The sequence below is a fragment of the Streptomyces sp. NBC_01485 genome (genome assembly GCF_036227125.1).
GTDB lineage: Bacteria > Actinomycetota > Actinomycetes > Streptomycetales > Streptomycetaceae > Streptomyces.
Window position 1 is genome coordinate 6,481,856 of record NZ_CP109435.1, and the last position, 19,404, is coordinate 6,501,259.

The window sequence follows — 19,404 nt, forward strand, 5'->3', positions numbered from 1 at the left end:
CCCCATCCCCCCAAAGTGAAACTTCGGGCCCAACAAGGAGAGCAGGGAACCCAGATGGCGGAGCTCACGATCCGGCCGGAGGAGATCCGGGATGCGCTGGAGAACTTTGTCCAGTCGTACAAGCCGGACGCGGCCTCGCGCGAGGAGGTCGGTACGGTCACCCTTGCCGGCGACGGCATCGCGAAGGTCGAGGGCCTCCCCTCGGCCATGGCCAACGAACTGCTGAAGTTCGAGGACGGCACCCTCGGCCTCGCGCTCAACCTCGAAGAGCGCGAGATCGGTACCGTCATCCTCGGCGAGTTCAGCGGCGTCGAGGAGGGCCAGCCGGTCACCCGCACGGGAGAGGTCCTGTCCGTCGCCGTCGGCGAGGGCTACCTCGGCCGTGTCGTCGACCCGCTCGGCAACCCGATCGACGGCCTCGGCGAGATCGAGACGTCCGGCCGCCGTGCCCTGGAGCTGCAGGCTCCGGGTGTCATGGCCCGTAAGTCGGTGCACGAGCCGATGGAGACCGGCTACAAGGCCGTCGACGCGATGACCCCGATCGGCCGTGGTCAGCGTCAGCTGATCATCGGTGACCGCCAGACCGGCAAGACCGCCCTGGCCGTCGACACGATCATCAACCAGCGCGACAACTGGCGCTCCGGCGACGTGAACAAGCAGGTCCGCTGCGTCTACGTCGCCATCGGTCAGAAGGGCTCGACCATCGCCTCCGTGCGTGGCGCCCTCGAAGAGGCCGGCGCGCTGGAGTACACGACCATCGTCGCCGCCCCGGCGTCCGACCCGGCCGGCTTCAAGTACCTTGCGCCGTACACCGGTTCGGCCATCGGTCAGCAGTGGATGTACGAGGGCAAGCACGTCCTCATCATCTTCGACGACCTCTCGAAGCAGGCCGACGCCTACCGCGCCGTGTCGCTGCTGCTGCGCCGTCCGCCGGGCCGCGAGGCCTACCCGGGCGACGTCTTCTACCTGCACTCCCGGCTGCTCGAGCGCTGCGCGAAGCTCTCGGACGACCTGGGCGCCGGCTCGATGACCGGTCTGCCGATCGTCGAGACGAAGGCCAACGACGTCTCGGCGTTCATCCCGACCAACGTCATCTCCATCACCGACGGCCAGTGCTTCCTGGAGTCGGACCTGTTCAACGCCGGTCAGCGCCCCGCGCTGAACGTCGGTATCTCCGTCTCCCGAGTCGGTGGCTCCGCGCAGCACAAGGCGATGCGCCAGGTGTCCGGCCGGCTCCGCCTCGACCTCGCCCAGTACCGCGAGTTGGAGGCGTTCGCCGCCTTCGGTTCCGACCTGGACGCCGCGTCGAAGTCCCAGCTGGAGCGCGGTCAGCGACTGGTCGAGCTGCTCAAGCAGGCTCAGTACCAGCCGATGCGGACCGAGGACCAGGTCGTCTCCGTGTGGGCCGGCACCACCGGCCGGATGGACGAGGTTCCGGTCTCCGACATCCGCCGCTTCGAGACGGAGCTCCTGGAGTACCTGCACCGCAAGGAGCAGGGCCTCATGACCTCCATCAAGGAGGGCGCGAAGATGTCGGACGACACCCTCACCGCCATCGCCGACGCCATCGCCGAGTTCAAGAAGCAGTTCGAGACCTCGGACGGCAAGCTCCTCGGCGAGGACGCCCCGGCCGCGGCCAAGTGACGTAAGGAAGGGACCTGACTCATGGGAGCCCAGCTCCGGGTCTACAAGCGTCGCATCCGATCCGTCACCGCGACCAAGAAGATCACCAAGGCGATGGAGATGATCGCCGCCTCGCGCGTCGTCAAGGCGCAGCGCAAGGTGGCGGCCTCCGCGCCGTACGCGACCGAGCTCACCCGCGCGGTCACGGCGGTCGGCACCGGTTCGAACACGAAGCACGCGCTGACCACGCAGGCCGAGACGGTCGTGCGGTCCGCGGTGCTGCTCCTGACGAGCGACCGCGGTCTGGCCGGCGCGTTCAACTCCAACGCCATCAAGGCCGCCGAGCAGTTGACGGCGCGCCTCGAGGCCGAGGGCAAGCAGGTCGAGACGTTCATCGTCGGCCGGCGCGGCGTCGCCCACTACAACTTCCGTGAGCGCAAGGTCACGGAGTCGTGGTCGGGCTTCACCGACGAGCCGACGTACGCGGACGCCAAGAAGGTCGCGGCCCCGCTGATCGAGGCCATCGAGAAGGACACGGCTGACGGCGGCGTGGACGAGATCCACATCGTCTTCACCGAGTTCGTCTCGATGATGACGCAGACGGCGCTCAGCGACCGTCTGCTGCCGCTCAGCCTCGACGAGGTAGCCGCGGGCGAGACATCAGCGGCTACCGCCGCGGGGGCGCCCAAGGGCGAGATCCTTCCGCTGTACGACTTCGAGCCCTCGGCGGAGGACGTCCTCGACGCCCTTCTGCCGCGCTACGTGGAGAGCCGCGTCTACAACGCGCTTCTCCAGTCGGCCGCCTCCAAGCACGCCGCCACGCGGCGCGCGATGAAGTCGGCCACCGACAACGCGGGAGATCTCATCGAGACGCTCTCGCGGCTTGCCAACGCGGCCCGCCAGGCCGAAATCACCCAGGAAATCAGCGAGATCGTCGGTGGCTCCGCAGCCCTGGCCGACGCGACCGCGGGGAGTGACAGGTAATGACGACGACAGTTGAGACGGCCGTTGCCACGGGCCGCGTCGCCCGGGTCATCGGCCCGGTCGTCGACGTGGAATTCCCCGTCGACGCCATGCCGGAGATCTACAACGCCCTTCACGTCGAGGTGGCCGACCCGGCCCTTGCCGGCGAGAAGAAGACGCTGACCCTGGAGGTCGCCCAGCACCTGGGTGACGGCATGGTCCGCACCATCTCGATGCAGCCCACCGACGGTCTGGTCCGCCAGGCCGCCGTCACCAACACCGGCACGGGCATCACCGTCCCGGTCGGCGACTTCACCAAGGGCAAGGTGTTCAACACCCTCGGTGAGGTGCTGAACGTCGACGAGAAGTACGAGGGCGAGCGCTGGTCCATCCACCGCAAGGCCCCGCGCTTCGACGAGCTCGAGTCGAAGACCGAGATGTTCGAGACCGGCGTCAAGGTCATCGACCTGCTCACCCCGTACGTCAAGGGTGGCAAGATCGGCCTGTTCGGCGGTGCCGGCGTCGGCAAGACGGTGCTCATCCAGGAGATGATCTACCGCGTCGCCAACAACCACGACGGTGTCTCCGTGTTCGCCGGTGTCGGCGAGCGCACCCGTGAGGGCAACGACCTCATCGAGGAGATGGCCGACTCGGGCGTCATCGACAAGACCGCCCTGGTCTTCGGTCAGATGGACGAGCCCCCGGGCACCCGTCTGCGCGTGGCCCTCGCGGGTCTGACCATGGCGGAGTACTTCCGCGATGTGCAGAAGCAGGACGTGCTGTTCTTCATCGACAACATCTTCCGCTTCACGCAGGCCGGTTCCGAGGTCTCGACCCTGCTCGGCCGTATGCCCTCCGCGGTGGGCTACCAGCCGAACCTGGCCGACGAGATGGGTCTCCTCCAGGAGCGCATCACCTCGACCCGTGGTCACTCGATCACCTCGATGCAGGCGATCTACGTCCCCGCGGACGACCTGACCGACCCGGCCCCGGCCACCACCTTCGCCCACCTCGACGCGACGACGGTTCTCTCCCGTCCGATCTCCGAGAAGGGCATCTACCCGGCCGTGGACCCGCTGGACTCCACGTCCCGCATCCTGGACCCGCGCTACATCGCGGCGGACCACTACAACACCGCCATGCGCGTCAAGACGGTGCTGCAGAAGTACAAGGACCTCCAGGACATCATCGCCATCCTCGGCATCGACGAGCTCGGCGAGGAGGACAAGCTCACCGTCCACCGCGCCCGTCGCGTGGAGCGCTTCCTGTCCCAGAACACCCACGTCGCCAAGCAGTTCACCGGCGTCGACGGGTCGGACGTCCCGCTGGACGAGTCGATCGTGGCGTTCAACGCGATCATCGACGGCGAGTACGACCACTTCCCGGAGCAGGCGTTCTTCCTGTGCGGTGGCATCGAGGACCTCAAGGCCAACGCCAAGGAGCTGGGCGTCTCCTGAACCCGGAGCTGAAGAGTTCCGAGTTCTGAAACTCGTGTGAGGGGGCGGGCGCGTCCCGCCCCCTCTCCCACGCCTACTAGACTTGTAACCAACACCCGGCAGAACCCGCCGGGTGGTGACCCGAGGAGCCACCTTGGCTGCTGAGCTGCACGTCGCGCTGGTCGCGGCCGACCGAGAGGTCTGGTCCGGCGAGGCCACCCTGGTCGTCGCGCGCACCACGTCCGGCGACATCGGCGTCATGCCCGGTCACCAGCCGCTGCTCGGTGTGCTGGAGTCGGGCCCGGTGACCATCCGTACGAGTGATGGTGGAACGGTCGTCGCCGCTGTGCACGGCGGTTTCATCTCGTTCGCCGACAACAAGCTGTCGCTGCTGGCCGAGATCGCCGAGCTGTCGGACGAGATCGACGTCCAGCGCGTGGAGCGAGAGCTCGAGCGCGCGAAGGCGGAGGGCGATGCCGCCGCCGAGCGCCGCGCCGACGTACGACTGCGTGCGGCGACGACGCGCTGACCCGCGCGAGCCTGTATGACGTCACTCAGCCGCGGTCGGCTCCGGAGCAATCCGGAGCCGACCGCGGCTGAGGCAGATATGGATGTTTTTTCCGTTCCGTGACCTAAATTTACCCGTGTTCGGCATCTAGGAGACGAGGAGGTCGGTGTCGATGGTCCTCGCTCTGACTGTGTGCGGAATCATCGTGGCCCTGGTCGCGCTGGGGCTTTTCGTCTTCGGTCTGCGCCGCAGACTCATCCAGCGCTCCGGCGGTACCTTCGACTGCTCCCTGCGCTGGGACGTGCCCGAGAAACCGGACACCAGCGGAAAAGGCTGGAGCTACGGCGTCGCCCGCTACAACGGCGACCGCATCGAGTGGTACCGCGTCTTCTCCTACGCCTACCGCCCGCGCCGCGTCCTGGAGCGCGGCTCGATCGAGGTGGCCGGCCGCCGTCTCCCCGAGGGCGAGGAGGAGTTGGCGCTGCTGTCCGACGCCGTCGTCCTGGTCTGTCTGCACCGGGGCACGCGCCTCGAACTCGCCATGAGCGAAGACGCGCTGACCGGTTTTCTCGCGTGGCTGGAGGCAGCCCCGCCCGGACAGCGCGTGAATGTGGCGTAGCCGCATTCACGCGCTGGGTGGGGGTCCCCCCCGGACGAAGTCTGGGGGAGCGTCAACGTCGCGTAGCCAACTCTCTTACGACAGCCCGCTGTTGATGGCGCTCACCAGCTCTCCGCCCGCGGTGTCGCCGCTGAACTCCCAGAAGAACGCGCCGCCCAGGCCCTGGTTCCTGGCCCAGGTCATCTTCGTGGCGATGGTGGCCGGGGTGTCGTAGGACCACCAGTCGGTGCCGCATTTCGCGTAGGCCGTGCCGGCGATGGTGCCGGTGGCCGGGCAGGACGTCTTGAGGACCTTGTAGTCCTCGATGCCCTGTTCGTACGTTCCCGCCGCCGGGCCCGTGGCCGTGCCGCCCGGGGCGTCCTGGGTGACGCCGGTCCAGCCGCGGCCGTAGAAGCCGATGCCGATGAGCAGCTTGCTCGCGGGGACGCCCTTCGCCCTGAACTTGGCCATCGCGTCGGCCGTGGTGAACCCGGCCGTGGGGATGCCGCTGTACGAGGTGAGCGGGGAGTGCGGGGCCGTCGGGCCCTGGGCGGCCCACGCGCCGAAGAAGTCGTACGTCATGACGTTGTACCAGTCGACGTACGCCGCCGCGCCCGCGTAGTCGGCCGCGTCGATCTTGCCGCCGGTGGTGCCGTCGGCGGTGGTGGCCGCGGTGACCAGGTTGCCCGTGCCGAACTTGGCGCGCAGCGCGGCCATCAGGTTCCGGTAGGCCGCCGCCCCGCTGGTGTCGCAGGACAGGCCGCAGGCGTTGGGGTACTCCCAGTCGATGTCGATGCCGTCGAAGACGTCGGCCCAGCGCGGGTCCTCGACCAGGTCGTGGCAGGACTGTGCGAAGGCCGCCGGGTTCGCCGCGGCCTGGGCGAAGCCGCCGGACCAGGTCCAGCCGCCGAAGGACCACAGCACCTTGATGTTCGGGTACTTGGCCTTCAGCTGCCGCAACTGGTTGAAGTTGCCGCGCAGCGGCTGGTCCCAGGTGTCGGCGACGCCGCTGACGGACTGGTCGGCGGTGAACGCCTTGTCGTAGTCGGCGTAGGAGTCGCCGATCGCGCACTGGCCGTTCGTGACGTTGCCGAAGGCGTAGTTGATGTGCGTGATCTTCGCGGCCGAGCCGGACGTCACCAGGTTCTTGACCTGGTAGTTGCGGCCGTAGATGCCCCACTCGGTGAAGTAGCCGAGCCTGACCTTGTTCCCGGTGGTCGGGGGAGTGGTGCCGCCGGTGGTGTGGACGGCGACGGCGCCGCTGGCCGGGCCGGTCTGGTCGGCGGTGTCACGGGCCTGGACGGTGTAGGAGTAGTCGGTGCCGGCGGTGAGGCCGGTGTCGGTGTACGAGGCCGTCGTCACCGTGGCGACCTTGGCGCCGTCGCGCAGGACGTCGTAGTTCTTGACGCCCTTGTCGTCGGTGGCGGCGGACCAGGTCAGTTTCGCCGCGGTGTTGGTGATGCCCGACGCGGTGGGGGTGCCGGGGGCGGACGGGGCGGCGTCGCCGGGGACCGTCGTGCCGTCGCAACTGCCGCCGTTCAGCTTGCAGTTGGCGGGGGAGCCGGGGCCCGCGCCGTTGAAGCCGAAGGAGAGGGAGGCACCGGGGGCGATCGTGCCGTTGTAGGACTTGTTCCTGGCGGTCCAGTGGGTGCCGGCGGACGTGACGTCGGCGTCCCAGGCGGAGGTGACGGACGTGCCGGACGGGAAGTCCCATTCCACCGTCCAGGAACTGAGGGCGGTGGTACCGGTGTTCTTCACCGTCCACCGGCCCTCGAAGCCGGTGCCCCAGTCCGAGGCCTTGGTGTAGGTGGCGGTGGCGGTGGCCGACAGGGAATCCCCGGCGGCCTGGGCGGGGCTTGCGAGGCCGGCCAGTCCGGCGAGCGGGAGCAGCAGGGCCGCGAACCCTGCCGCGGCTCGGTGTCTGAAGCGCATCCGGCGTCTCCTCGGGGGGAGTTGGGGGGAGTCGGGGGCGTGGCTGAGCCTTCACGCCCGCAGTGCCGCGAGAATAGAAAGGTCTGGACCATTGGTCAATAGGTCTGGACCACCTCGTCGTTGGCGCTCTAGATCCCCAACTCCTGTGCCAGCACCGCTGCTTGGACCCGGCTGCGCAGTTCCAGCTTCCCCAGCAGCCGGCTGACGTGCGTCTTCACCGTCGCCTCCGCCATGTCGAGGCGCTCGGCGATCCCCGCGTTGGGCATGCCCTCGCCGAGACAGGCCAGGACCTCGCGCTCGCGCCGGGTGAGGGTGTCGAGGACGGCGGGGTCGGCCCTCGGCCCCCGTACCGGCTTCGCGGCGAACTCGGCGATCAGCCGGCGGGTCACGGCCGGGGCGATCATCCCCTCCCCGGCCGCCACCGTGCGGACCGCCGCCAGGAGATCCCTCGCCTCCGTGTTCTTCAGCAGGAACCCGGCCGCGCCCGCTCGCAGCGCGCCGAACACGTACTCGTCGAGGTCGAAGGTGGTCAGCACCAGGACGTCGGCGAGGCCCTCCTCGACGACCAGCCGGGTCGCCGACACCCCGTCCAGGCGCGGCATCTGAATGTCCATCAGGACCAGATCGGGCGTCAACTCGCGGGCCAGGGCCACCGCCTGCTCCCCGTCCGCCGCCTCGCCGACCACCTCGATGTCGGGCGCGCTGCCCAGGATGAGGACGAGCCCGGCGCGCACGGCCGACTGGTCCTCGGCGACCAGGACACGGATGACGGAGCTCATGCGGGCTCTCCTTCCACGAGGGGGAATGTGGCGCGTACCGTCCAGTGGGCGCCCTCGGGCCCGGCGTCGAACGTGCCGCCCAGCAGCGCCGCCCGCTCCCGCATCCCGATGAGCCCGGCCCCCGAACCCGGGGCGCGCGGCCCGTCCCGGTGGCCGTAGGGGCTGCGCACCCGTACGTCGAGCACGCCGTCGCGCTGGGCGAGGGCGACGGTGACCCGGCCGGGGGGCGCGTGTTTCAGGGCGTTGGTCAGCGACTCCTGGACGATGCGGTAGGCGGCGAGTTCGACGGGGGCGGGGACCCGGCCGTGCTCGGCGTGCAGGGCGACGTCCAGGCCGTTGGCGCGGGCGCCGCCGACGAGGGCCTCCAGGCCGTCGAGGGTGGGAGCGGCGGCGGGCTCGTGGTCCTCGCTGCCGTCGCGCAGGATCCCGATCAGCCGCCGCATCTCCGCGAGCCCCTCGACGCTGTTCTCGCGGATGACGGACAGGGCCTGCCGGGAGGTGTCCGGTTCGTCGATCGAGAGGGCCGCCGTCGAGTGGATGGCGATCGCGGACAGGTGGTTGGCGACCATGTCGTGCAACTCCCGTGCCATCCGCGCCCGTTCGGACGTGACGGCCTGGGCCCGGTCTATCTCCGCGAGCAGCGCCGTCTGTTCGGCGCGCAGCCGGGCGGCCTCGGCGGCGTCACGGTGGTTGCGGACGATCCAGCCGGTGGCGGCGGGCCCGTAGGCCACGATGCCGACGACCACGCCGATCAGCAGCGTCTCCGGCTCCCGCCACACCGCGAACGGCACCAGCGTCCCGGCGACCGTGAGCAGTCCGGTGATCCACTGGATGCGCCGGGCCGACGCGAGCGGCCCGTACAGGACGGCCGCGTACATGAGGTCGGTGAACATCAGGACCGTGACCACGCTGCCCTGGGTGAGGGTGTCCAGGACGATCGCGGCCGTGCCGACCAGCAGGGCCGTGCGCGGCGCGACCCGGCGCAGCACCTCGCAGCCGGCCATCACGCAGAGCGCCGCCAGGACCGGCCAGGGGCCGTCGAAGAGCACGATCGGCTCGTCGGCCGGCCGGGTGCTCAGCCCGAGGACCACCAGCAGCAGGCCGCCGAGCATCCCGCCGACCGCGACGTACACGTCGAATCGGTGCGGGCGGGGCAGTCGTCGTACGGCCATGCCCTCCATCCAACACGCCCCGCGCCCCGGCCGCCTGCTCCCCGGGAACGGTCCCGAACTGCATCTTTCGATGTACCGCGACGGACCGCGACCTCGTCACCGCCGGCGACGAGACGCGCTCCCGCGCACGGGAGCCTGGGAGGGTGAACGAGAGGAGCGGACTGTGATCGTCGGACTGATCATCGCGTGCGAGGTGGCCTTCTGGGTGCTGCTGGCCGCCGGGCTGGCCTTCCGGTACGTGTTCCGGATGCCGCGGCTGGGCCTGGCCCTGCTGCTGTGCGAGCCGCTGCTGGAGATCGTGCTGTTCGCCGTGACCGCGATCGACCTCAAGAACGGCGCCGAGCCGGACTGGCGGCACGGCCTCGCCGCCGTCTACATCGGCTTCACCGTCGGCCTCGGCCACTCCACCGTCAAGTGGGCCGACGCCCGCGTCGCCCACCGCTTCGCCGGCGGCCCGCCGCCCGTGAAGCCGCCGAAGTACGGCATGGCCCGCGCCGTCCACGAGTGGAAGGTCGCGGCCCGCTGGACCGTCGCCGCGCTGGTCGCCGTCGGCCTGCTCCAGGCAGCCGCCTGGTACGTCGGCGGGGACGGCGACATCGGCTCGCTGCGGGCGTGGCAGCAGCGGATGCTGTTCGTCATCGGCATCAACGTCGTCATCGCCGCGAGCTACACCCTCTTCCCGAAGAGGCGGCCGAAGGGCGACGCGCGACGGGAACCGGCCAAGATGCGCTAACGCTCCCCGCCCGGCACCCAGAGCACGTCCCCGACCGCCTTGTTGGCCGTGCGCGCCAGGATGCTGCATGTTCCGGGGGGCAACCCCCGGCCCCCCGGCCGGGGGCGAGTCTCCTCAGCGTTCGCCGCCAGGAACCCACAAGACGTCTCCCAGATCGCGGTTGGCCGTGCGCGCCAAGATGAACAGCAGGTCCGAGAGGCGGTTGAGGTAGGTCGCCGTGAGGGGGTTCATCACCTCGCCGTGCGCCTCCAGGGCGGCCCAGGTGGAGCGTTCGGCCCGCCGGACGACCGTGCAGGCGTGGTGGAGCAGGGCCGCGCCCGGGGTGCCGCCGGGGAGGATGAACGAGCGGAGCTTCTCCACCTGCTCGTTGAAGTGGTCGCAGTCCGCCTCCAGCCGGTCGATGTAGAACTGCTCCACCCTCAGGGGCGGGAACTCCGGGTTCTCCACCACCGGCGTCGACAGGTCGGCGCCCACGTCGAACAGGTCGTTCTGGACGCGGGTGAGGACCTTGACGACCTCCTCGTCGAGCCCGCCCAGCGCGATCGCCGTGCCGAGCACCGCGTTCGCCTCGTTGGCGTCGGCGTACGCGGCGATCCTGAGGTCGGTCTTGGCGACCCGGCTCATGTCCCCGAGGTTGGTGGTGCCCTTGTCGCCGGTCTTCGTATAGATGCGCGTCAGATTGACCATGCGGCCAATCTAGACCGATCGGACGCCGCCACCAATCGGTGGGAACAGGCTTGAAACGGACAGTAATTGACTACGTGACCGGCGTCTCACCCCCTGAGACGTGAGACGCGTTACTAAGCGGTCACACAGTGCCCGCCCGAGCGCTAATCTCCCGCCCAGAGTCACGCTGATGCGCCGGATGGCTGACGCCGGTGACATCGGACGCGTGAGCGGGCAGGGCTTCTCCAGGGCACCGAAACCGCACAGGCCCCACGGGCCTCACCCCTGCGGGTGAATTCGGTATCGGTTCGCTCACAGACGGCAACCTCCGACCGCTTCGCGCAGTCAGAGGATGCAACACCGGACACCACACCGCGGAGCACGAGACGCACGCTTAGGGGAGCGCTATGCACATCAGGGGCGACCACGTCGAGCTGGTCGTCGGGGGCCGCCTCGACGTGCGCAGCGCGGCTGACGCCCGTACGGCCCTGCACACGGCCGTCGACGACGGAGTCGGCGACCTGGTGCTGGACCTGTCGGAGCTGGACTTCTGGGACGCCACCGGACTCGGCGTCATCATGGGCGTCCACCGACGGGCCGGCCGCTGCGGCCGGCGACTGGTGCTGCGTGGCGTACCTCCGCAGATGCAACGCCTGCTGGTGGCCACCCGGCTGCACCGGATCCTCGCCATCGAGGGCGGCATCGGCGTGGAGTCCCTGCCCCGCGTGTGACCCACAGAGGGCGTGGCCTGCGGCGGACGCCCCGCGTCGGCCCGCGTGCGGCGGGCGCAATCCTCACGAGACCGTGACGGTTCGGGCGGCCCGGCACCCCGGGCTGTCGTAGATACTGTGCGAAGGTTTACGGTTCGTCTGCCCGCCGCCCTCAGCCTTCGAGCGGGCACCGGACCAGAAGCGACAGCGCAGTGTGCAGCAAGGCCGGGAGGGGCTACCGCCACACGACGCTTTTGGGGGGCTAGACCTATGGACCCGAACACCCGGGGACCCGAGGAGTACGGCCGGGACGGCCAGGAGGGCGACGGCCACGCGCCGCGCCCGCGCCCGTCCAGGGACCCCCTCTCGCCCGACTTCGGCCAGCACACGCCGGCCCTGGCCCGCACGGTGCGGCTCGTCGCCGGCGCACACCTGCTCACCGTCAACCCGGTCGACGGCAGCGAGATAGAACTCCGCCCGCCCACCGAGCAGCCGGAACAGCCCGCGAAGCGCAGCCCCGAGCAGCGCGCCGAGGCCGACCGCGCCGCCCGGCCGCCCGCCCCCGCCGGACCCGCCCGGCCCGCGCAGCCGCTCCTGGGCCGCCAGGACGAACGCGAACAACTCGTCCGCTTCCTCGCCCGCGGCCGCTCCGTCCGCCTCACCGGCGCCCCCGGCTCCGGCCGCACCAGCCTCCTCGACCTCGTCGCCGAGGACTGCGAGGACCTCGCCCCCGACGGCGTCGTCCGCCTCAGCGGCCACGGCCGCACCACGGCCGACCTGCTGCAAGGGCTCTTCCACGCCGTCTACGACGCCCCCCGCCACCGCCCCGACGGCGACGACCTGCGCGCCTTCGTCCGGGAGATCGGCGCGGTCGTCGTCATCGACGACCTCGACCTCGGCGGCGCCGCCCTCGACGCGCTGCTGGACGCGACGCCCGAGTGCGCGTTCCTCCTCGGCGCGAGTCCGGACACCCCGCCGCCCTCGGCGGACTCCGCCGTCGAGGAGGTCGTCCTCACCGGACTGGACCGCGCGGGCGGCGTCGAGGTCATCGAGCGCGCCGTCGGCCGCGTCCTCACCGAGGAGGAGGCCAACTGGGCCGGCGACCTCTGGTTCGAGTCCGAGGGCCTGCCGCTGCGGTTCGTCCAGGCCGGCGCCCTGCTCTCGCAACGCGACCGGCTGCGGGCCGGCGCCGACGTGGTCGACGCCCTCGGCGTCTTCGAGGACGCCCGGCCGCTCGACTCCGTCGTCAGTGCCGGTGCGGGCGAGGCCGAGGAGATACCCCTCCCGTCGCTCGGTGAGGCCGCCGCGCCCGCGCCGCTGCTCGCCGCCCGCCTCAGCGGCTCCGCCCGCGCCACCCTGCGCTTCGCCGTCGCCCTCGGCGGCGAGATCCCGCACCAGGCCCACCTGCCCGCCCTGGTCGGCGACACCCACGCCGACGCCGCCCTCGGCGAACTGACCGCCTGCGGACTCGTCTCCCCGGTCGGCACCCGCTACCGGCTCGCCGCCGGAGTCCAGGCCCAGCTCGAGGCCGCCGGATACGCCGACGACGTCGAGGCCCGCGCCCACACCGCCGCCCGGCACTATGCCTGGTGGGCCGGACACCCCTCGGTCACCCCCGCGCGGGTCTGCGCGGAGGCCGACGCCGTGCTCGCCGCCCTCACCGTCGTCGTCCCCGCGACGACCCGGCCCGCGCAGGACGAGGAGAGCACGTCCGTCCAGCTCGCCCGCACCGCCGCGCCCGCGTTCGCCGCGGGCCTGCACTGGAGCGCCTGGGAGGCCGCCCTGTACGAGGGCGCCGAGGCCGCCCGGCTGGCCGGCGAGTCCGCCGACCGCGCCTACTTCCACCACGAGCTCGGCATCGTCGCCCTGTGCGCCGGCGAACTCGACCGGGCCCGCTCCGAGTTGGAGGCCTCCCTCGCCCTGCGCGGCGCCATCGCCGACAAGCGCGGCACCGTCGCCGGCCGCCGCGCCCTCGCCCTGGTCGCCGACGCCTCGGGCGACGTGCCGGGGCTGGCCGCGCTGACAGCCGGCGAGGAGGCGCCCGCCGCCCGCCGCGAGGAGCCGGCGTCCCCGCCGCGCGGCATCCAGGCCGCGCTGCCGACGTTCCCGCCGGACACCGAGACCGTCGTCGCCCACCGCCAACCCCCCGCCCCGCCGGCCCGTCACAGCCGCGGCGGCCTCAAGAACCTGGCCAAGCGCAACCTCGTCGCGGCCGGCGCGGGCGCGCTGCTCGTCGCCGTGCTCGGCACCGTCGTCACCCTCGGCGCGACCTCCGACAACCACCCCGACGACCCCTCCCGCCAGGTCGGCGTCACCCCCTCGGCCAGCCCCGGCGCGAGCGACGGCGGCCTGGACTCCGACACCCCGTCCGACGACAACGGCCCCACCGACACGGGCGTCGCGACCAGCAGACCGACGGACCCGGGCCCGGACGGCACGATGGGCACGTCGGACGATCCGACGCCCACGGGGGAGGCGCAGCCGTCGTCGGAGGCGAGCAGCTCGGAGGGGCCGGGGGGCGGGGAGTCGTCCGGTACGCCGACCGAGTCGTCGTCGCCGAGCCCGACCACGAAGCCCTCGACGTCGACGTCTCCGTCGGCAAGTCCGTCCGCGTCGGAGACCACGACACCGCCGACCGAGACCACCGCCCCGCCCAGTGGAACCCCGTCCGCCACGATGTCGCACTCCATGTCGGCCACCAGCTCGACGTCCTCCAGCTCCTCCGCGTCCAGCTCGCCGGACCAGGTGATCTGAGCCCCGGGCGCACGAGAAGGGCCGGGTTCCCGTGTACGGAACCCGGCCCTTCTCGTCGTGGCCGTAGCCGTAGCCGTAGCCGAAGCCGAACTCAGAACAGCCGCAGCTTGTCGTCCTCGATGCCGCGCATCGCGTTGTAGTCCAGGACCTGGCAGCCGATGCCGCGGTCCGTGGCGAGGACGCGGGCCTGGGGCTTGATCTCCTGCGCGGCGAAGACACCCCGCACCGGCGCCAGATGGGGATCGCGGTTCAACAGCTCGAGGTAGCGCGTGAGTTGCTCGACCCCGTCGATCTCGCCGCGCCGCTTGATCTCCACCGCGACCGTCTGGCCGTCCGCGTCCCGGCACAGGATGTCGACCGGGCCGATGGCGGTCATGTACTCGCGGCGGATGAGGGTGTAGCCGTCGCCGAGGGTCTCGATGCGGTCCGCGAGCAGTTCCTGAAGGTGTGCTTCCACGCCGTCCTTGATCAGACCGGGGTCGACACCGAGTTCGTGCGACGAATCGTGGAGGATCTCCTCCATCGTGATGATCAGCTTTTCGCCGCCTTTGTTGACGACGGTCCAGACGCCTTCCTCGTCGCCCGCGCCCTCCTTCAGCGTGCAGGGCGGCGACATCCAGTTCAGGGGCTTGTAGGCCCGGTCGTCCGCATGGATCGAGACGCTGCCGTCCGCCTTCACCAGGATGAGACGGGGGGCGGAGGGCAGGTGGGCGGTGAGCCGGCCGGCGTAGTCCACGGAGCACCGGGCGATGACGAGACGCATGGGGCGCAACGCTATCGGACGCTGCACGCGACACACGATTCGCCCGCCCGTCTCCCGCTGCCACCGTCAACCGGGGCCCCTTCGGTCCCGCCCCTTTTGATCTGGAAAACGATCGTTCGACAGTGGCCGATTGTGTGCCTACTTGGGGCTTTCTATGTACCCAATCTCCTGGTGCGGTCACCGTCCGTTGCCTACCGTAGTGAACGGGAGGTCGCGATGCGTGTACTCAGCGTGTGCGGTATTTCGACATGCGAACTCCCTTTCCCTGTCCGGCAACCCCTGTTGTTGCGGGGGTGCGAGAGGAGTACCCATGTCGCTCGACGTCTCACCGGCCCTACTCGAACAGGCCGAGCGAGGCGAGGTCGACGAAGCAGAATTCGTCGACTGCGTCCGGACCTCCCTGCCCTACGCGTGGGAGATGGTCAGCTCTCTGGTGGCCCAGCTGAAGGTGGACGGCGGAGACTTCGCCGACAACCAGACGCCCCCGCCGGACGAGCAGGCACGCGGGCAGTTGCTGCGCGCGCTCGCGAGTGACGCGATACGCGGCGCGCTGCAGCGGCACTTCGGTGTACGGCTGGCCTTCCAGAACTGCCACCGCGTGGCGGTGTTCCCGCTGAACGAGGCAGTCGACGAGAAGCTGGCCCGCTTCACCTCGGTCCGCAGCCAGGTGCTGAACCAGTCCCCCGAGTTCCGGGACTGCTGAGGCACCCGTGTGAGCCTGATGCCTGCCGTTCCTGACGTGGGGGAGGTGCCATCAGTACGGGAGCGGCAGGCTTCGTGGTCGGCTGGGCTGTTCACCGGAGGTGGGGGAGCACCTCCGAGCCCAGCCGTCGTACGTTCTCCTCGGTGGCGGCCAGATCACCGGAGCCCTCGACGAGCAGGGCGAAGCGCGAGATGCCGGTGCGCTCGCTGGTCGCCGCGAGGCGGTCGACGCACAGTCGCGGGGTGCCCACCGGATGCAGCCCGCAGAGCAGTTCGGTGTACGCCACCGGGTCCCGCATGCCGCGGGCCCGGCCGTCCACCGTCACATGGGCGTCGAGGCCCTGCCGCAGCCAGCCCGGCATCGCCTTCACCAGCGTCTCCACCGCGTCCGTCCGCCGGTCCGCGATCTGGCAGACGCCCGCCGAGACATGTGCCGCGTCCCGGATCTCGTCCCCGGGCCGCCCGGCGGCGCGCGCGTGCTGCCGCCACTGGGCGACCATCTCGGCCTTCTCCTCGTCGCCGACGTGCATGCCGAGGAGCATCGGCAGTCCGCGCTCGGCGGCCAGCCGCACGCTCGCCGGCGAGGTGCACGCGACGACGACCTCCGGACCCGACCCGTCCGTCAACGCCTCCGACGGCCTTGGTACGACGGCGACTTCACGGAACCGGAAGCGCTCGCCGGTCGCCTCCACCGAGGGTTCGCGCAGCCAGCGCACCAGCAGATCGAGTGATTCCGGGAACCCCTGCTCGTACGCCTCCAGGCCCGCGCCGAACACCTCCAGGTCGACCCACGGCCCGCCGCGCCCCACGCCCAGCGAGAAGCGGCCGCCGCTCGTCAGGTGCAGCAGCGCGGCCTGTTCGCCGAGGGCGACGGGGTGGACGGTGGGCAGCACGCTGACCGCCGTGCCGACCCGGATACGCCGGGTGCGGCCCAGCAGCAGCGCGGCGAGCGTGACCGCCGACGGGCAGGTGCCGTAGGGCACGAAGTGGTGCTCGGCCAGCCAGACCGAGTCGAGACCCGCCTCCTCGGCCACCTCGGCCGAGCGGACCGCGCGGTGCAGCGCCTCCCCCTGACCCTGGCCGGGGAACTGGGCCCCCAACACGAAACTTCCAACGCGCATGGACTTTCCCGCTTCCTTGGCTCCGACGCGGAGCTCCCCCACCCGGCATAACCGTCTGACACGTGCCGAGGACACGGCCTGGCGGAGAGATTTGCGGATTGTCTGCAGAATGCGTCGTCCGGGAGGGGGACTTGTCCGGTTCGCTGCCCTACGGGTACCCGGGCGCGCGCCGCGTAGGCTGGACGCCAAACCTGCTCCCTGTATAGCCCCGTGAGGTGTCCTGTGTCCCCGCGTCGCAACCGACCCAAGGGTGAGGGCTCGTCCGGCCGCAGTGCCGAGGACGACCGCGAGAGCCGCTACGGCGGCTGGCAGTCCGCGGAGAGCTGGCAGGGCGAGCGGTGGAGCGTACGGCATGTGGCCGGGGCGAGTGCCCAGGGCAAGTCGTACCGGTGCCCCGGCTGCGACCAGTTGATCCCCGACGGCGTCCCGCACGTCGTCGCCTGGCCCGAGCACGCGGGGGTCGACGACCGCCGCCACTGGCACAAGGCGTGCTGGAACGCGCGGGACCGCCGCACCCCGGGGATGCAGCGGTCCCGTAACGCGCCGAAGTTCTAGGAGCCCGGCGGGACTTCCGGAAGATCACCGGAAGGTCACACGTCCCGCTTCTCCAGCAGGGCGAAGGCACTGCCGAGAGCGACGGCCGTGACGCCCAGCGCGATCCACAGCGGGTCCCAGCCGGAGGGGCCGCTGTCGCTGAGCGAGGTCGAGTAGAAGACGCTCAACTGGTTCGGGATCGAGTACTCGAACAGGGCCTGGCGCAGGCTCACCAGGGACGACGAGAACATGAAGATCGCGACGACCAGCGGGGCCAGCAGGAGGCCGATCATGACGGTGATGGCCCCGGCCGAGTGCCGCACGACCGAGCCGACGGCCAGCGAGACCAGGCCGAGCAGCGCGACGTAGAGGGACACGCCGAGGGTGGCCCTCAGCCACTCCTGGCCGGTCGGCTGCCGGGCCTCGCTCAACATCGCCACGTGCACGATCGCGACGAAGCCGGACGACACGAACGTCACGACGAACGCGACGGCGAAGAACACGACCGCCTTCGCGGCGAGGACCCGGCCGCGCGACGGGCAGGCCACCATGGTGGTCCGGATCATGCCGGTGCCGTACTCCGAGGCGGTGGTCAGCACGCCGAGCGTGATGACGCACATGGTGCCCAGGAGCACGCCGTAGAAGCCGAAGGACAGCGCGGTCTCGTCCGAGAGGTCGGCCTCGGTGGCGCTCGCGGACACCACCGCTCCGGCCAGCAGCCCGATGCCGACGACGAGCAGCAGGAACACGCCCAGCGTCCACATCGTGGAACGCACCGACCGGATCTTCGTCCACTCCGAGGCGATGGCGTGCCCGAGGTGCGTGCGAACGATCGGGATCGGCGAGGTGTAGGCGGGCCCGGGTCCGCCGTACGAGGGACCGGGCGCCCCCTGCCAGGCGGGCGCGGCCTGCGGCGACGGCTGCTGCGGGGTGCTCATCGGGCGTCCTCGGACTTGGTCGGGGCGGGGGCCTGCGCGGGGGCGGCGGGTGCTTTGTCCGGCGACGGGGCGGGAGCGGCTGCTGCCGGGGCTGCCGGACCAGTGCCCGCCGCGGGCTGCGCCTGGGCCTGTGGTGCCGACGCCGCCGCCGGGGTCTGGCTCGCGGCCTGTGCCGGGGCCGTCGGCTGCGCCGGGGCCTGTCCGGGCGTCTGGGCGTACGGGTTGGGGTCGGCCGGGGCCGGAGGCGGGGTGGGGGCGCCCGGGGCGGCGTAGGCCCCGTAGGGGGCCGTCGGGGGTGCGTAGCCCTGCTGCTGCGGGGGCGGTGGGGCGTACCAGCCGGGCTGGCCCTGGCCCGGGACCGGCATCGGAGGCGCCAGGCCGGGCGGCGGCTCCTGCTGGAGGCCGGTCTTCTGGTCGATGGTCGACCGGTAGTCGACGGCGCCCTGCGTCATCCGCATGTACGCCTCCTCCAGCGAGGCCTGGTGCGGCGACAGCTCCCACAGCCGTACGTCGGAGTCGTGCGCGATGTCGCTGATGCGGGGGAGGGGCAGGCCGGTCACGCGCAGCCCGCCGTCCTGCTCGGGCAGCACATGGCCGCCCGCCTCGGTGAGGGCCGAGGCCAGCTTCTCGCGCAGGTGCGGTTCGGTGTGCGGGGTGCGGACGCGCGCGAAGTCGGCGGAGTTGGCCGAGATGAAGTCCTTCACGCTCATGTCGGACAGGAGCTGCCCGCGCCCGATGACGATCAGGTGGTCGGCGGTCAGCGCCATCTCGCTCATCAGGTGGGACGAGACGAAGACCGTACGGCCCTCCGCGGCGAGCGACTTCATCAGGTTGCGCACCCAGAGGATGCCCTCGGGGTCGAGGCCGTTGACCGGCTCGTCGAAGAGCAGCACCTGGGGGTCGCCGAGCAGCGCGGCGGCGATGCCGAGCCGCTGGCCCATGCCCAGGGAGAAACCCTTGGAGCGTTTTCTGGCCACATCCTGGAGGCCGACGACGCCGAGCACCTCGTCCACCCGCCGGGCCGGGATGCCGGACAGCTGGGCCAGGCAGAGCAGGTGGTTGCGGGCGTGCCGGCCGCCGTGCACGGCCTTGGCGTCCAGCAGGGCGCCCACCTGGCGGGCGGCGTTCGGCAGCCTGCGGTACGGGTAGCCGCCGATCGTCACCGTCCCCGCGCTGGGGTTGTCCAGGCCGAGGATCATCCGCATGGTCGTCGACTTGCCCGAGCCGTTGGGCCCGAGGAAGCCGGTGACGGCGCCCGGCCGTACCTGGAAGGAAAGGTTGTACACAGCGGTCTTGTCGCCGTACCGCTTGGTCAGGCCGACAGCCTCGATCATGCTCCGCACCCATCGAAAGGTTCAGGACAGCGGGGCACACGCCCCCGTAAGGGTTAGGAGGATATCGGGGCGCTGACGGTTCCGCTCAAATCAAAGCAAAGCCTCAAGCATCACGCGCCGTGTCTGTCCGCGCCGCGC

The 19,404-nt window shown here is 71.1% G+C and carries 18 protein-coding genes and 1 pseudogene; 10 read left to right on the forward strand and 9 right to left on the reverse strand.

The window, feature by feature from the left end:
• Positions 1 to 54: 54 nt before the first annotated feature.
• The 5 genes from atpA (at position 55) to OG352_RS29460 (ending at position 5,149) form a co-directional block, all read left to right on the forward strand.
• A complete protein-coding gene (gene atpA / locus OG352_RS29440; protein WP_329221058.1) occupies positions 55 to 1,644 on the forward strand; it encodes a F0F1 ATP synthase subunit alpha in 1,590 nt (529 codons plus the stop codon).
• Between the two features lie 21 nt (positions 1,645 to 1,665).
• Complete coding sequence (locus OG352_RS29445; protein WP_329221060.1) at positions 1,666 to 2,607, forward strand: F0F1 ATP synthase subunit gamma; 942 nt, start codon at positions 1,666 to 1,668, stop codon at positions 2,605 to 2,607.
• The gene (gene atpD / locus OG352_RS29450) at positions 2,607 to 4,043 is read left to right on the forward strand and encodes a F0F1 ATP synthase subunit beta (protein ID WP_329221061.1); all 1,437 of its coding nucleotides are present in this window, start codon (positions 2,607 to 2,609) and stop codon (positions 4,041 to 4,043) included. Before OG352_RS29445 ends, atpD begins: the two co-directional genes overlap by 1 nt.
• Before the next feature lie 133 nt (positions 4,044 to 4,176).
• Positions 4,177 to 4,551: a F0F1 ATP synthase subunit epsilon gene (locus tag OG352_RS29455; RefSeq protein ID WP_329221062.1), complete on the forward strand. Its 375-nt coding sequence runs from the start codon at positions 4,177 to 4,179 to the stop codon at positions 4,549 to 4,551.
• 151 nt (positions 4,552 to 4,702) lie between these two features.
• Positions 4,703 to 5,149 carry a DUF2550 domain-containing protein gene (locus tag OG352_RS29460; protein ID WP_329221063.1) on the forward strand — a complete coding sequence of 149 codons (447 nt, stop codon included), beginning with the start codon at positions 4,703 to 4,705 and terminating at the stop codon, positions 5,147 to 5,149.
• Between the two features lie 75 nt (positions 5,150 to 5,224).
• On the opposite strand, the gene OG352_RS29465 is transcribed toward OG352_RS29460, so the two are convergent.
• The 3 genes from OG352_RS29465 to OG352_RS29475 all read right to left on the reverse strand — a co-directional run bounded on the left by OG352_RS29465 (position 5,225) and on the right by OG352_RS29475 (position 9,011).
• Positions 5,225 to 7,060, reverse strand: a complete 1,836-nt coding sequence (locus tag OG352_RS29465) for a glycoside hydrolase family 18 chitinase (protein WP_329221064.1) — start codon at positions 7,058 to 7,060, stop codon at positions 5,225 to 5,227.
• A gap of 128 nt (positions 7,061 to 7,188) precedes the next feature.
• Complete coding sequence (locus tag OG352_RS29470) at positions 7,189 to 7,839, reverse strand: response regulator transcription factor (protein WP_329221065.1); 651 nt, start codon at positions 7,837 to 7,839, stop codon at positions 7,189 to 7,191.
• On the reverse strand, positions 7,836 to 9,011 hold the full coding sequence (locus OG352_RS29475; RefSeq protein WP_329221067.1) for a sensor histidine kinase: 1,176 nt from the start codon (positions 9,009 to 9,011) through the stop codon (positions 7,836 to 7,838). The genes OG352_RS29470 and OG352_RS29475 overlap by 4 nt, the downstream gene beginning before the upstream one ends.
• A 163-nt stretch (positions 9,012 to 9,174) precedes the next feature.
• Here OG352_RS29475 and OG352_RS29480 point away from each other — a divergent pair, with 163 nt between their 5' ends.
• The gene (locus tag OG352_RS29480; RefSeq protein ID WP_329221068.1) at positions 9,175 to 9,744 is read left to right on the forward strand and encodes a hypothetical protein; all 570 of its coding nucleotides are present in this window, start codon (positions 9,175 to 9,177) and stop codon (positions 9,742 to 9,744) included.
• Here OG352_RS29480 and OG352_RS29485 read toward each other — a convergent pair.
• Positions 9,741 to 9,806, reverse strand: a pseudogene (locus OG352_RS29485) (cob(I)yrinic acid a,c-diamide adenosyltransferase); the annotation flags it as partial. The gene OG352_RS29480 and the pseudogene OG352_RS29485 overlap by 4 nt on opposite strands.
• A 52-nt stretch (positions 9,807 to 9,858) precedes the next feature.
• On the reverse strand, positions 9,859 to 10,431 hold the full coding sequence (locus tag OG352_RS29490; protein WP_329221069.1) for a cob(I)yrinic acid a,c-diamide adenosyltransferase: 573 nt from the start codon (positions 10,429 to 10,431) through the stop codon (positions 9,859 to 9,861).
• 386 nt (positions 10,432 to 10,817) lie between these two features.
• Between OG352_RS29490 and OG352_RS29495 the strand changes: the two genes are divergently transcribed.
• On the forward strand, positions 10,818 to 11,141 hold the full coding sequence (locus tag OG352_RS29495; protein WP_329221070.1) for an STAS domain-containing protein: 324 nt from the start codon (positions 10,818 to 10,820) through the stop codon (positions 11,139 to 11,141).
• Positions 11,142 to 11,390: 249 nt separating this feature from the next.
• Positions 11,391 to 13,874, forward strand: coding sequence for an ATP-binding protein (locus OG352_RS29500; protein ID WP_329221072.1), 2,484 nt, complete (start codon positions 11,391 to 11,393; stop codon positions 13,872 to 13,874).
• Positions 13,875 to 13,965: 91 nt separating this feature from the next.
• Here the strand turns inward: OG352_RS29500 and nucS are convergent, their stop codons facing one another.
• The gene (nucS, locus tag OG352_RS29505; protein ID WP_329221074.1) at positions 13,966 to 14,637 is read right to left on the reverse strand and encodes an endonuclease NucS; all 672 of its coding nucleotides are present in this window, start codon (positions 14,635 to 14,637) and stop codon (positions 13,966 to 13,968) included.
• A 310-nt stretch (positions 14,638 to 14,947) separates the two neighbouring features.
• On the opposite strand from nucS, the gene OG352_RS29510 reads away from it, so the two are divergent.
• Positions 14,948 to 15,340, forward strand: coding sequence for an SCO5389 family protein (locus tag OG352_RS29510; protein WP_329221076.1), 393 nt, complete (start codon positions 14,948 to 14,950; stop codon positions 15,338 to 15,340).
• Between the two features lie 91 nt (positions 15,341 to 15,431).
• Here the strand turns inward: OG352_RS29510 and OG352_RS29515 are convergent, their stop codons facing one another.
• The gene (locus OG352_RS29515) at positions 15,432 to 16,460 is read right to left on the reverse strand and encodes an LLM class flavin-dependent oxidoreductase (protein WP_329221078.1); all 1,029 of its coding nucleotides are present in this window, start codon (positions 16,458 to 16,460) and stop codon (positions 15,432 to 15,434) included.
• A gap of 222 nt (positions 16,461 to 16,682) precedes the next feature.
• On the opposite strand from OG352_RS29515, the gene OG352_RS29520 reads away from it, so the two are divergent.
• Complete coding sequence (locus OG352_RS29520) at positions 16,683 to 17,015, forward strand: ATP/GTP-binding protein (RefSeq protein ID WP_329221079.1); 333 nt, start codon at positions 16,683 to 16,685, stop codon at positions 17,013 to 17,015.
• Between the two features lie 35 nt (positions 17,016 to 17,050).
• Here OG352_RS29520 and OG352_RS29525 read toward each other — a convergent pair whose 3' ends face one another.
• Both OG352_RS29525 and OG352_RS29530 read right to left on the reverse strand, forming a co-directional pair.
• Positions 17,051 to 17,932 carry an ABC transporter permease gene (locus tag OG352_RS29525; protein WP_329221081.1) on the reverse strand — a complete coding sequence of 294 codons (882 nt, stop codon included), beginning with the start codon at positions 17,930 to 17,932 and terminating at the stop codon, positions 17,051 to 17,053.
• Positions 17,929 to 19,266: an ABC transporter ATP-binding protein gene (locus OG352_RS29530; RefSeq protein ID WP_329221082.1), complete on the reverse strand. Its 1,338-nt coding sequence runs from the start codon at positions 19,264 to 19,266 to the stop codon at positions 17,929 to 17,931. The genes OG352_RS29525 and OG352_RS29530 overlap by 4 nt, the downstream gene beginning before the upstream one ends.
• Positions 19,267 to 19,404: the final 138 nt, after the last annotated feature.